The organism is Nocardiopsis sp. EMB25 (assembly GCF_026797795.1).
GTDB classification, from domain to species: Bacteria; Actinomycetota; Actinomycetes; order Streptosporangiales; family Streptosporangiaceae; genus Nocardiopsis; species Nocardiopsis lucentensis.
This window is the reverse complement of the sequence record NZ_JAMTDN010000001.1, coordinates 3242887-3255802: the sequence shown is the minus strand read 5'-3', so window position 1 is coordinate 3255802 and position 12916 is coordinate 3242887. Positions and strand designations below refer to the sequence as shown.

Below are 12916 nucleotides of genomic sequence, written 5' to 3'. Positions count from 1 at the left end.
GGCCTCGGAGCCCGTGCGCCCGACTGCTAGGGTCCGATCCATGACCGCGACACCCTCACCTTCCGCGCCTCCCGTCACCCAGGCGCTCATCCTCGCCGGTGGCCAGGCCACGCGGCTGCGGCCCTACACCGACACCCGACCCAAGGCGATGGTCGAGGTGGCCGGACGCCCGATCATCGACTACCAGTTGGAGTGGCTGGTCTCCCACGGCGTCGAGCAGGTCGTCGTCTCCTGCGGCTACAAGGCCGAAGTGCTGCGCGACCACCTGTCCGCCCGGACGGAGGGGCCGCAGATCACCCTGTTGGTCGAGGACGAACCGCTCGGCCGGGGCGGCGCCCTCCGCTACGCCGCCACCGGACTGCGCGACCAGGAGGCGCCCTACTTCGCGCTCAACGGTGACGTGCTCACCTGGTTCCCGCTCGACGCGATGACCGCCCACCACCGCGAGCGCGGCGGGCTGGCCACCCTGGCCCTGTCGCAGTTCCGCACCACGTGGGGCATCGTCGACGTCGACGACCAGGACCGTATCGAGGGGTTCACCCAGAGCCCGCTGCTACCGGTGTGGATCAACGCGGGGGTCTACCTGTTCGAGCCGGGGATCACCCCCCTGCTGCCGGCCAAGGGCGACCACGAGTCCTCCACCTTCCCCCACCTCGCCGAGGAGGGCCGACTGACGGCCTACCGCATCGACGGATTCTGGCGCGGAGTGGACACCGCCAAGGACGTCAAGGAGGCGGGCGAGGCGATCACCGCCATGCGCGAGGCCGAGCAGCCCCGTTAAACGCTTCTTCCCCGGGACGTCGGACACGGGCTGACCCGGTGCTGGGGTGGGTGGGTATCGTCACGAACGTGACAAAAGACGGATTCATCCTCCCCAGCGCCCCCAACTTCCGCGACCTCGGCGGCCACCGCACCACCTCAGGACACACGGTCCGCACCGGTGTCCTCTTCCGCTCCGACGCCCTGCACTCGGTCTCCGACGAGGATCTGCCCGTCTACCACGGCCTGGGCATCCGCCAGCTGGTCGACCTGCGCACGCCCCGCGCGCGGGCGAGCCTGCCCGACATCACGCCCGCCGGGGCCGAGTACGCGGCCGTGGCCGTGCAGGACCCCGACACGGTCGGGGCCAACCTCGAGGACGTACTCGCCGACCCCGAGGCCGCCCGCGCCACGTTCGGCGACGGCGCGGCCGAACGCTTCATGCACGCCGTCTACCGGGCACTGGTCACGGACACCACGGCCTTGAAGGGCTACCGCGACCTGGTCGAGCGCGCCGCCGAGGGCCCCACCGCCCTCGTCTTCCACTGCAGCGCGGGCAAGGACCGCACCGGTTGGGGAGCGGCGCTGCTCCTGCGCCTGCTGGGCGTCGACCACGTGACGATCGTCGCCGACTACCTGGTGAGCAACGAGCGCCAGGAGAGCACCGAACGGTGGATGCGCAAGCTGTCGGCGAACAGCGGGCTCGACTGGGAGGACCTGGCGCCCATGACACGGGTCCGCTCCGAGTACCTGGACACCGCGCTGTCGCGGGTCGACGAGGTGTACGGATCCTTCGACTCCTACGTCACCGAGGGTCTCCGGCTCTCCGACGGCACCGTGGAGCGGCTGCGGGAACGCATGCTGCACTGAATTGATGCGGGCTCGCGGGCTCGGGCGTCGCCCGCAGGGGCTTAGAGCGAGTCCAGGCGGCGGCGCAGGTCCGTCTCGTCGGAGGCCGCCTCCAGCTCCGAGCCCAGGGCGGCCAGCACGGTGGGCCGGTCCACGCCCCGGTCGAGCAGGCGCCGCGCCGCCCGCCACAGGTGCGCGGGACGCCCGTGCCAGAGCCGTTCGGCGAGCCGTTCGTGCCGGTCCAGCTCCCGCTCGCGCTCGGGGTCGGTCCCGGTCACCGGGCGGTACCAGTGGTCCTGCCCGCTGGAGTGGCGGCCGCTGTGCGGGGTGGCCGCCTCGTACTCGCCGTAGTGGTCCAGACGAAGCAGCGCCCGGCGGCCGCGCCGGGTGGCGGGGTCGAACTCCTCCGGTGCGCCCGCGACGATCTCGCTGGCCAGCAACGGGAACGCGAACATCCGCCGTGCGAGTGCGGCGAAGTCACCGTCGGGCAGCAGGCGGCGCACCGCCTCCTGACGCAGCCCCAGCGGGCGGGCCGGGTCCCGGTAGACGCGCACGAAGGGGCCGGTGGACTCCCACACGGCGTCGAGCGTGGCGCCCACGGCGGCCTCCGACAAGCGCGAGAGCGCGCCCGCCCAACGCACCCACGCCGCCAGGACGTGCGGCATCGCCTCCTGCTCCTCCGGCAGCAGCACGACGCGGCCGGGCAGCCAGTGCAGCAGGAACGCCTCCGCCTTGCGGGGGCTGACCCGCAGCGGCCGTCCGGAGTCCACGTCGCAGCCGTAGGCGATGATGTGGTCGGCGCAGCGGCTGGCGGCGTAGGAGTCCGAGAGACCGGCGGCCTCGTCCGAGGCCAGGAAGCGCGCCGCGAGCACGGCGCGGCTGTCGCGCCGCCATACCGGGACGGGCGGGGCGTCGCCGTCCGGGGCCGGGAGAGCCCGGACACGGGAGCGGGCGAACGCGTAGTGGGCGGCCAGGGACCCGCCGATGAGATCGGCCGCGCCCAGCCCGACGGCGTGCACCGTGGGGCCCGCGCCGGGATCGGCGGACGCACCGCTCACGACCAGGTCGGTCCGTTCCAGGGCGCGTGTGAGCAGGGCGCGTGCCGCGCCGAGGCCCAACGGGGAGAATCGGGTGGAGTCGTCCTCCTCGGCCCGGGCCCGGCACTGGTCGAGTAGCTGGTCGACCTTGGAGGTGACCCACGCGTCACGCAGGAGCCCGCCGCCATTGTGGTCCACCACCAGGATCAGGGCGTGCTCCGGCGGTGGGGCCGCCGCGCCCCCGTCCCGTCCCCGGCCGAACACGCACACGACGTCGTCGGTGTCACCGAACCGGTCGCCGTGGACGTAGGCGGCCAGCGGGGTGACGGCGCCGAGCTGGGAGGCCCACTCGGGCACCTGGAGGCCGCGCTCCCTGAGCGCGATCATCCCCTGTTCGGCCAGGTGGCGCTGGGCCGGGGAAGTGCCCAGGGCGCTGACGGCCGCCAGCACACCCAGCCCCGCCGGTTTGCCGGAGGCGGTGGCGTGCGCGACCAACCCCTCGCCGAGGAGCCGCTCGACGTCCACACCCGGGACGTGCTCCCCCCACCAGCTTCCGAGCATCTCGCTGAAGGCCAGCTCCGCGTCCAGGGGGTCGCGCATGGCCAGCAGGGCTCGGGCGGCGCGCAGCATCTCGTCGAAGACGGCGCCGGGAACAGGTTCGGGTCCGGTGGGAGGCTCAGGGGTGGGCACCACCTGAGGGTATGCCAGTGCCGCCGGAACGTGGCCCCGCCTGTGGACGGCGGGGCGGGGGCACGGAGTTGATCATCGCCTCCAGGTGCTCGCGGGCGACCCTCTCTACCAGGTGCGGAGTGACCGCGATGCCCAGGTGCTCGACGCAGTTCCATGTGTCACTGACACAGCGCTCGACACAACGATGGGACAGGTCGCTGAACTCGTCGTGGAGCCTCGCCGAGATCCGCCTGAGATCCTGGACCGGGAAGGTCTGGAGCATTCTCGCTCACACCCCTTGCTGGAAGATGGCCTGGACGGTGACCTCCACCCATTCCACTTGTTCTGAACGGACTGTCAACCCCCGTCGCGGTGCGCTGTTGACAAAACCTTGGGGGGACAGCGTTTACTCTGGTCCCTCCATCAACGCAGCTCAACGGTGTGAATTGGACTTTTCAGGCACATAGTGACCTGGTTTCGGAGTTCACGTCGGAAACCGGTCGCACGTCGCCGACCGCGCAATGGTGGCGAAACGCCGGAGGAAAACAGCCGGTTGACCGTTTCACGGGCGGGGTGTGGCCCGCTCCTGACCTTCCGTGTCCGGGCCGGGCCGTCCACAGGGGCCGTTGCGCGGGGGCGGGTGTGTCTTATGCTTGAGCGGTGACAGCGGCCGAGAGGAGTCGCGTCCCCAACGAAAACGGATGGGGAGTCCGACGGTTCCGGAGGTGTCGAGCAGGTGAGCGCCGAGACGTCCATTCCGCCACCCCGGATCGAGGGGGCAGAACTGCCAGACGCGGTGAAATCGCTTCTCATCGACGCCCCCGTCGGATTCGCCCTGATCGGCTCGGACGATCGGTTGGGGACCGTCAACCAGCGGCTCGCCACCATGTTCGGCCTCGCTCCGGCCCAGTGCCTGGGCCGAACCCCCGCCGAACTGCTGGAGGAGTCGGGCGATGCGGCCGGAGCCGCGGCCCAGCGCGCCTCCCTGGCCGCCGTGCGCGGCGGTGGAGACGCGGTCCGGGACCGGTTCCGGACCGCGCGGGGACAGGTCTGGGACCTGACCTGGTTCCCGGTCGCCGACCCTGACACCGGGGAGGACCAGGTCGGACTCATCGCCGCTCGGGAACACGAGTCCGCGGCGGCCCGACGCGACGAACGGCGGTTGCGTGCCCTGCTGCAGGCGGGCCACCAGATCGTTTGGGCGGCCGGACCCGGCGGAGACATGCACGAGGATTGTCCCCAGTGGCGTTCCGTCACCGGTCAGGACGTCGAGGCCTACCTGGGACGGGGATGGCTCGGGGCGGTTCACCCCGACGACCGCACCCGGGTCGAGCGGGCGTGGAACGACGCCGTGCTGGACGTGACCCCCTTCGACGCCATGTTCCGGGTGCGGACCCGCTCAGGCGGTTACGACCATTACCGGGCGCGCGCAAATCCGATCAAGGACGGGACCGAAACTGTCGAGTGGATCGGCACGTTCGTGGACGTCACCACCGAACGCGAGGCTGACGAACTTCGCCAGCGGCTCAACCAGCAGCTGGGTGAGGCGGCCATGCGCACCGCCCGCCTCCAGAAGGCCACCTCCGACCTCGCTGAGGCGCTCACCGTCGACGACGTCGTGGGGGCCATGTCCGAGATCGGTCACTCCGGTGTGGGCGCCGACCACACCCGTGTCGTCCTGTACGACCGCGACCGTCTCCGCCTGCGCGCCATGGCCACCGAACACGCCCACGCGCCGCCCCGGGCCTCGTTCTCGCTCGAACACCCCGACCCCGCCGCCCGCGCCGTCGCCGACCAGGCGCCGTGCCTGGCCGCGAACCCGGCTGAGCTGCGCGCGCTGTTCGAGGGCGCGCCGGAGGTCGACGAGTTGGTCGAGGCCACCCCGGAACGCGCCTGGGTCGCCCTGCCGATGGCGATCGCGGGCCGGACCATCGGCGCGCTGCGCCTGTCCTTCACCGCGCCGCGCGAGGTCACCGACGAGGAACGCGTGTTCCTGGAGGCACTCGCCGGCCAGTGCGCCCTGGCCGTGGGGCGGGCCCAGCTCTACGAGCGCGAACACGACACCGCGCAGGCGCTTCAGCACAGCCTCCTGCCCGAGGAGCTCCCCGAGGTCAGCGGGGTGCGCCTGGCCGCCTACTACCGTTCGGGCTCCCAGCACGTGCAGGTGGGCGGTGACTGGTACGACGCCTTCCCGCTGCCCTGCGGGCGCGTGGCCGGTGTGCTCGGCGACGTCATGGGCAAGGGCATTCCCGCCGCCGCGGGGATGAGCCGTATCCGCAACGCGCTGCGCGCTCTGGCCTTCAACATGCCCGAACCCGCCGACGTCCTCACCGGGCTGGACCGGATGTTCGACGCCACCGAGGGGATGGACCAGGTCACCACCCTGGTCTACTTCGTCCTCGACCCGGTCACCGGCCAGCTGGACCTGAGCAACGCGGGACACCTGCCCCCGCTCGTGGTCGCGGGCAACGCGGGCCCCTCGCTGCTCGAAGGGGAGCCCGACACGCCGCTCGGGGTCAGCACTCCCAGAGGTCACCACAAATTCTTCGTGCAACCCGGTAACACCGTCGCCCTCTACTCCGATGGTCTGGTTGAGAACCGCAAACGGTCCGTCGCCTCCGGTCTCGACGAGTTGGTCCGCGTGGCCGCCTCGGCGCCCCCGGAGGCTGTGGGCGACCCACATCAGATGCTGGAGTACCTTGTTGAGAGCATGCTCGAAGGGTACGAGCAGGACGACGACGTCACACTGCTCGCCGTTCAGCTTCCGGTGATCGACTCCGCGTCGGAGCGGTAGACCGTACGAACAAGTCCATTGCCTTGCCTACAGTGAAGAAGCCGTTCCGCCCCGCGACGCGGGGGTGATCCTCCAGGGGGATGACCTCCGAGAGCGCATACGCTTGATAGACAAACGGCTTCCCCGCCCCAGTGGGGACGATCCCAGGCCGCAGGTGGGAGAGGGCGCGCGCCCGGTCCCGGCCAGGCGGACCAACCGGGTCCGACAATCTCGCCACACGTCCGTTCGAGAGGTGTTTGTGTCATCTGCCAGTTCGACTCGCTCGAAGCAGTCCGAGTCACTGCAAGAGCCCGTCATTCAGCAGCTGATCGAGCGTGGGCGGTCCCAGGGCTTTCTTGAGCCCGAGGACGTGCGCCGTGCCTTCGAAGAGGCCGAAATCCCGATGTCGCAGGCGCAGTCCGTGCTTCGCATCCTCGCCAAGGAGGACGTGACCGTACGAGTGCCCGAGTCGGCCTCCTCGCGGCGCAAGGCTCCCCGGCGCAAGACGGCGACCACGCGGTCCACCTCGACCAGGTCCACCAAGACCACGGCCACGCGGTCGGCCAAGCCCGCGCGCGCCGCGGCCGCCCAGCAGCAGCCGGAGACGGTGACCGCCGTCGTCGGCTCGGCCGACGCCGAGGACGCGCCCACCGACACCACGGCTGCCAAGAAGACCCCGGCCAAGAAGACGACGACCGCCAAGAAGGCGGCGCCGAAGAAGACCACGGCCAAGAAGACGACGACCGCCAAGAAGGCGACCGCCACCAAGAAGTCGGCCAAGAAGGACCTCGAACTGGCGCCCGCGGGGGAGTTCGCGGACGAGGGGCTGGACGACCTCGAACACACCGGCGCCGAGCTGGAACTGGTCGAGGACCCGGCGGACGCCACGGACAAGGACACCAAGCCCGCCAAGCCCGAGGCCGTCGGCGCGCCCACCGTGCCCAAGTCCGAGGACGAGTCCTTCGTCCTGTACGACGATGACGACGACGCTCCCGCCGCCCAGGTGGTCGCGGCCGGTGCCACCGCGGACCCGGTCAAGGACTACCTGAAGCAGATCGGTAAGGTGCCGCTGCTCAACGCCGAACAGGAGGTCGAGCTCGCCAAGCGGATCGAGGCCGGGCTGTTCGCCGAGGAGAAGCTCTCCGAGGAGGGCGACGTCCTCAGCTTCGAGCTGCGCGACGAGCTGGAGTGGATCGCCGAGGACGGTGGCCGCGCCAAGAAGCACCTGTTGGAGGCCAACCTCCGACTGGTCGTGTCGCTGGCCAAGCGCTACACCGGGCGCGGGATGCTGTTCCTGGACCTGATCCAGGAGGGCAACCTGGGTCTGATCCGCGCGGTGGAGAAGTTCGACTACACCAAGGGCTTCAAGTTCTCCACCTACGCCACGTGGTGGATCCGCCAGGCGATCACCCGCGCGATGGCCGACCAGGCGCGCACCATCCGCATTCCGGTGCACATGGTCGAGGTCATCAACAAGCTGGCCCGCGTCCAGCGCCAGATGCTCCAGGACCTGGGCCGCGAGCCCACCCCGGAGGAGCTGGCCAAGGAACTGGACATGACCCCTGAAAAGGTGGTCGAGGTCCAAAAGTACGGCCGTGAGCCGATTTCCCTGCACACCCCGCTGGGCGAGGACGGCGACAGCGAGTTCGGTGACCTCATCGAGGACTCCGAGGCCATCCAGCCGGGTGAGGCGGTCAGCTTCACGCTCCTGCAGGAGCAGCTGCACTCGGTCCTGGACACCCTGTCCGAGCGCGAGGCCGGCGTGGTCTCCATGCGCTTCGGTCTCACCGACGGCCAGCCGAAGACTTTAGACGAGATCGGCAAGGTCTACGGGGTCACCCGCGAGCGCATCCGGCAGATCGAGAGCAAGACGATGTCGAAGCTCCGTCACCCGTCGCGTTCGCAGGTGCTCCGTGACTACCTGGACTAGGCCGGTCCGGGTAGCAACGACCTGAAAGGCCGTTTCCGGTGTGCCGCCCCGATCCCTCGGGACGGCACACCGGTCCGCTTTCGCCCCGCCGCCCGCGGGTGTGGCGATCCCCGCGTGTCCTCGGGCGCACCGGGCGCTTCCCCCATGTGTTCCAGGGTGTGTCGACGTCCATCCGACAGCAGCCATGCTGTCACCCGGGGTGTAGGTGCGGGATAAAGGCATGACGTAGGGGGACGACCGTCGCGGTCGTCCCCCTACGTGTGTCAGTGCCGGTCAGTCGCGGATGACGACGTCCATGGCGCGCGCGGTCCCCGGCTTGGCCGCGGGCTGGAGCTCCACCGTGTGCCCGAGGTCGCGCAGGGCGGCCACCAGTTCGTCCGGGGTGGTGGCGTCCACCCCCTCGGTCAGGAGCACGCGCGCGATGTCGCCGCGCGTGGCCTTGGCCATGTGGCTGACCACCGAGCGGCGCGTCTGCCCGTCGACGACCCGCTCGCGCAGGACCCGGACGGCGACCGTGCGCTCGGCCGCGGCCCCCTTCGGCCGGAACGCGGCGGCGTAGGCGGACGAGCGGCAGTCGACCAGCATCCGGTCCTCGGCCAGCCCACCCAGCGGGCCGCTCATGGCGCGCCGCCAGTACGCCCCCAGTCCGCCCAGCGGGGGCAGTGTGACCCCCATCGACAGGCGGTAGGGCGGCACCCTGTCCTCGGGCCCGACCACGCCCCACAACCCGGAGAACACCAGGACGCGCTCGCGCGTGCGTTCGGCGGCGGGGGAGTCGAGCAGCGAGGGCAGCCCCAGGCGGTCGTAGAGCACGCCCGTGTACAGGTCGGCGGCGCGCAGGGTCGGCGCGGTGGCCAGGTCCAGGTTGCGCTTGAGCGCGTCCGCCTGGCCCGGGGACAGGCCCAGGACCTCCAGGGCCGTTTCCTCCGGGCCCGAGCACACCTCGGCCAGCGCCGCCGCGACCTCGTCGCGGGCCCCGGTCAGTTCGGGGAGGGTCAGCGAGGCCGGGTCCAGACGCGGCCCCTCGCCGGAGGTGGCCTTGCCCTCGGACGGCGGCAGCAAGATGAGCATGGTGGGACTTCCCTGGTACTGCGGGTGGAGAGCCGGATCGGCCCTGCCATGGTACGGGGTCGCCACTAGCATCGTCGGATCATCGGAAGCGTCGAGGGGCTCGGGATGCACGCGTGGGCACGCAGGATCGCCAGGGACTGGCCGCCGGAGGAGGTGTGCGTCACCGACGGATGGCACCTGGGCTACGCGGGCGGGGTGACCTTCCGCGCCAATTCGGCCGTGCTCCTGGACCCGGCCGCCGCACGGGTGGAGACCGTCGAGCGGTTCTACCGTGAGCGCGGGGCGCCCCCGGCGGTACAGGTCTGGAGGGGGATGGACGACCTGGACCGGAACCTGGCCGCACGCGGGTACACGAAGGGCCGCGCCGCCATGGTCATGGTGCGCGACATCGGTGACGTGGGTGACTCCGCGGCTTTGGCGCAGGCCAGGGTCGAGGTGGCGTCGCGGCCCGACACGCGGTGGCGGGCGCTGTGGTCGGCGGAGGGCGTGGACACGCGGGTCGCGGAGGGCCAGCACCGGATCATGGACCGCGTCCCGGTCATGGGGTACGCCGTGGAGACGTCGGGCGGGGCCCGGGGGTGTGCGGCGGCCGCTGACGGATGGGTCGGGCTGTACAACATGTTCACGGAGCCGAAGGTCCGGGGGCTCGGGCTCGCCCGGGAGATCATCGGGGCGCTGCTCGCCTGGGGGCGGGACAGGGGCGCCGAGCGGGCCTACCTGCTGGTCCTGGAGGACAACGCGGCGGCGTTGCGGGCCTACGAACGCGCGGGTTTCAGCGAGGTGGACCGCTACCACTACCGCGTGGGCGAACCGTAGGGGACGCGGGGCGGTGGTCGAACCGCAGGCGGGGCCCACCGGGGCCGTGGTGCACCCGTGTCACACACGAGAGAGGGCGGCGACCCCTTCCGGGGCCGCCGCCGCACGTTCCGTACTTCCGTGTGAAGTTGTCCGTTCGTGGCTAACGCTCGTCGGCGGTGGCCTTGCTCTCGTGGAGCCTGTCCGTCTCGTCCTGGATGTCCGAGGCGATCTTGCGGAGGGATTCGTCGTGCTTCCGCATGTGGTGCGCGCAGAAGAGAAGCTCGCCGCCGGAGTTCAAGAGCACTCGGACGTACGCCTGTGCACCACAGCGGTCACAACGGTCGGCAGCCGTCAGCTGCTGGGTGGGGGCAAGGGTTCCAGTCACTTCGCCATCCTCAATACTCGGCGTTAGTCACCTCTGACAACATCTAACCGCCCCCAGACGTTCCCAACCGGTTCGGCTGTACGCCGACAGCGGAATCCGCCCGGTTGGCTCCCCGGATGAACGAGATGGGGTCTTTGTCGCCCGCTGTCGGTTCCCTGCCTTGTTGATACCCCTTGTGTGGCTCCGGCATCCCCAGAAAGTGGGAGTATCCAGGTCGCATCCACAGGAGGTGGTAGTCTCGCGCGGGGCAGCACCCGTCGCCGCGTCCACGCGGCCCGACACGGGCGGCCCCCGGCGACGACGCCGGACGCGACTCAGGTGGCCCACGACCCCGCTCACTCCACCACGTGGAAACCGACCGGCACGCCGTGGCCTGCCCCCTTTCGTCGGTGCGGCGCGGTACAAAGGGCACGCACCGCATCAGAGCTCCAAAGGCCCTCAAGACGCAGGAGATGTCCGAGTGACCGCCTTGACCGCAGCCGTCCACGACCCCGAGGATTACTCCGCTCGGCACCTGTCGGTCCTGGAGGGCCTGGAGGCGGTACGCAAACGGCCGGGCATGTACATCGGCTCCACCGACAGCCGAGGCCTGACCCACTGCATGTGGGAGATCATCGACAACTCCGTCGACGAGGCGTTGGGCGGCTTCTGCGGCCGGATCGACGTCACGCTCCACTCCGACGGCTCCGTCTCGGTCAGCGACGACGGCCGCGGCATCCCGGTGGACGCCGAACCCAAGTCCGGCCTGTCCGGTGTCGAGCTGGTCATGACCAAGCTCCACGCGGGTGGCAAGTTCGGCTCGGGCTCCTACACCGCCTCCGGCGGCCTGCACGGCGTCGGCGCCTCCGTCGTCAACGCCCTGTCCGCGCGGGTCGACGTCGAGGTCGACCGGCAGGGGCACACGCACGCGATCAGCTTCCGCAGGGGCATCGCGGGCCGCTTCGCGGGGGCCGGGCCCGACGCCGAGTTCACGCCGGTCTCCGGACTGGAGCAGGTCCGCAAGGTCGCCAAGAAGATCACCGGCACCCGGATCCGCTTCTGGCCGGACATGCAGATCTTCCTCAAGGGCGCCGAGATCGCCCGCGAGTCCCTCCTCGACCGCGCCCGCCAGACGGCCTTCCTCGTCCCGGGTCTGACCATCGCCGTGCGCGACGAGCGCGCGGACGGTGAGCCCGCCTACACCGAGGAGTTCCGCTTCGACGGCGGTATCAGCGAGTTCTGCACCTTCCTCGCGCCGGACGAGCCGGTCAGCGACGTCCTGCGCATCCAGGGCTCGGGCACCTTCAACGAGACCGTCCCGGTCCTGGACGACGCCGGACACATGGTCCCGGCCGACGTCGAGCGCCGCCTGGACGTGGACGTGGCCCTGCGCTGGGGCACCGGCTACGACACCACCGTCCGCTCCTTCGTCAACGTCATCGCCACCCCCAAGGGCGGCACGCACCTCAACGGCTTCGAGCGCGCCCTGGTCCGGGTGATCAACGACCAGCTGCGCGCCACCAAGCTGCTCAAGACCAATGACGACCCCGTCACCAAGGACGACACCCAGGAGGGCCTGACCGCGGTCGTCACCGTCCGCCTGCCCGAACCGCAGTTCGAGGGGCAGACCAAGGAGATCCTGGGCACCTCCGCGGCTTCCCGGATCGTCTCCCAGGTGGTCGGCAAGGAGCTGCGCGAGTTCCTCACCTCCACCAAGAAGGCCGAGAAGGCCAAGGCGCGCACGGTCCTGGAGAAGGTCGTCGGCGCGGCCAAGGCCCGGCTCGCGGCACGCCAGCAGCGCGAGACCCAGCGGCGCAAGAACGCGCTGGAGAACTCGGCGCTGCCCGCCAAGCTCGTGGACTGTCGCAGCGAGGGTCTGGAGCACAGCGAACTGTTCATCGTCGAGGGCGACTCGGCGCTGGGAACCGCCAAGCTGGCCCGCGACTCCGAGTTCCAGGCGCTCCTGCCGATCCGGGGCAAGATCCTCAACGTGCAGAAGTCGTCGGTCACCGACATGCTCAAGAACGCCGAGTGCGCCGCGATCCTCCAGGTGGTCGGCGCGGGATCGGGCCGCACGTTCGACATCGACGCCGCCCGCTACGGCCGGATCATCCTCATGGCCGACGCCGACGTGGACGGCGCGCACATCCGGTGCCTGCTGCTCACCCTCATCTACCGCTACATGCGGCCCATGCTGGAGGCGGGCCGGGTGTACGCCGCGGTCCCGCCGTTGCACCGCATCGAGCTGACCAACACCCGGCGCAAGCGCGGCGCCAGGCCCGAGGACCGCTACATCTACACCTACTCCGACGCCGAGCTGTCGCGCACGCTGCTGGACCTGGAGAAGCGGAAGATCTCCTGGAAGGAACCGGTCCAGCGGTACAAGGGTCTGGGCGAGATGGACGCCGACCAGCTGGCCGAGACGACCATGGACCCGCGTCGGCGCACCCTCCGCCGTATCCGGGTGGAGCAGGCCGAGGAAGCCGCCTCGGTGTTCAACCTGCTCATGGGCAACGAGGTGGCGCCCCGCCGCAGGTTCATCCAGGAGGGCGCCCAAGAGCTGGACGTCGCCCGCATCGACACCTGACTGTGCCTCTTGGGGCCTCCGCTTCGCTTTGGCCCGTGTTCGGGCGCCCAAAGAGGCAGGAATTCTTCCTCCTCGGCGG

Annotated in this window: 10 protein-coding genes; 6 read left to right on the top strand and 4 right to left on the bottom strand. The window is 70.6% G+C overall.

Translation table 11 applies throughout. From position 1 onward, the window contains the following. Positions 1–40: 40 nt before the first annotated feature. Entirely contained in the window at positions 41–781 is a 741-nt protein-coding gene (locus KIK06_RS14080) for a nucleotidyltransferase family protein (protein WP_017597864.1), read from the top strand. A 50-nt stretch (positions 782–831) separates the two neighbouring features. Next, on the top strand, positions 832–1629 hold the full coding sequence (locus KIK06_RS14075; RefSeq protein WP_026127469.1) for a tyrosine-protein phosphatase: 798 nt from the start codon (positions 832–834) through the stop codon (positions 1627–1629). A gap of 41 nt (positions 1630–1670) precedes the next feature. Here the strand turns inward: KIK06_RS14075 and KIK06_RS14070 are convergent, their stop codons facing one another. Both KIK06_RS14070 and KIK06_RS14065 read right to left on the bottom strand, forming a co-directional pair. Further along, positions 1671–3275, bottom strand: a complete 1605-nt coding sequence (locus KIK06_RS14070) for a hypothetical protein (protein WP_268645991.1) — start codon at positions 3273–3275, stop codon at positions 1671–1673. 46 nt (positions 3276–3321) lie between these two features. After that, entirely contained in the window at positions 3322–3597 is a 276-nt protein-coding gene (locus tag KIK06_RS14065; RefSeq protein ID WP_017597867.1) for a hypothetical protein, read from the bottom strand. Between the two features lie 453 nt (positions 3598–4050). Here KIK06_RS14065 and KIK06_RS14060 point away from each other — a divergent pair, with 453 nt between their 5' ends. Beyond that, complete coding sequence (locus tag KIK06_RS14060) at positions 4051–6108, top strand: SpoIIE family protein phosphatase (RefSeq protein ID WP_268643475.1); 2058 nt, start codon at positions 4051–4053, stop codon at positions 6106–6108. Positions 6109–6457: 349 nt separating this feature from the next. Beyond that, positions 6458–8017, top strand: a complete 1560-nt coding sequence (locus KIK06_RS14055) for an RNA polymerase sigma factor (protein WP_442789771.1) — start codon at positions 6458–6460, stop codon at positions 8015–8017. A 273-nt stretch (positions 8018–8290) separates the two neighbouring features. Here KIK06_RS14055 and yaaA read toward each other — a convergent pair whose 3' ends face one another. Further along, positions 8291–9088 carry a peroxide stress protein YaaA gene (yaaA, locus tag KIK06_RS14050; RefSeq protein WP_268643473.1) on the bottom strand — a complete coding sequence of 266 codons (798 nt, stop codon included), beginning with the start codon at positions 9086–9088 and terminating at the stop codon, positions 8291–8293. Between the two features lie 105 nt (positions 9089–9193). On the opposite strand from yaaA, the gene KIK06_RS14045 reads away from it, so the two are divergent. After that, complete coding sequence (locus tag KIK06_RS14045; RefSeq protein ID WP_268643472.1) at positions 9194–9904, top strand: GNAT family N-acetyltransferase; 711 nt, start codon at positions 9194–9196, stop codon at positions 9902–9904. A gap of 142 nt (positions 9905–10046) precedes the next feature. On the opposite strand, the gene KIK06_RS14040 is transcribed toward KIK06_RS14045, so the two are convergent. Then, the gene (locus tag KIK06_RS14040; RefSeq protein ID WP_017597872.1) at positions 10047–10271 is read right to left on the bottom strand and encodes a DUF7455 domain-containing protein; all 225 of its coding nucleotides are present in this window, start codon (positions 10269–10271) and stop codon (positions 10047–10049) included. Between the two features lie 460 nt (positions 10272–10731). Between KIK06_RS14040 and KIK06_RS14035 the strand changes: the two genes are divergently transcribed. Continuing rightward, positions 10732–12837: a DNA gyrase/topoisomerase IV subunit B gene (locus tag KIK06_RS14035; protein WP_017597873.1), complete on the top strand. Its 2106-nt coding sequence runs from the start codon at positions 10732–10734 to the stop codon at positions 12835–12837. Positions 12838–12916: the final 79 nt, after the last annotated feature.

What these genes read in the sequence shown, in the direction of transcription:
- KIK06_RS14065 (WP_017597867.1), bottom strand. Translation starts at nt 3,597, where the DNA reads ATGCTCCAGACCTTCCCGGTCCAGGATCTCAGGCGGATCTCGGCGAGG.
- KIK06_RS14080 (WP_017597864.1), top strand. Translation starts at nt 41, where the DNA reads ATGACCGCGACACCCTCACCTTCCGCGCCTCCCGTCACCCAGGCGCTC.
- KIK06_RS14070 (WP_268645991.1), bottom strand. Translation starts at nt 3,275, where the DNA reads ATGCTGCGCGCCGCCCGAGCCCTGCTGGCCATGCGCGACCCCCTGGAC.
- KIK06_RS14045 (WP_268643472.1), top strand. Translation starts at nt 9,194, where the DNA reads ATGCACGCGTGGGCACGCAGGATCGCCAGGGACTGGCCGCCGGAGGAG.
- yaaA (WP_268643473.1), bottom strand. Translation starts at nt 9,088, where the DNA reads ATGCTCATCTTGCTGCCGCCGTCCGAGGGCAAGGCCACCTCCGGCGAG.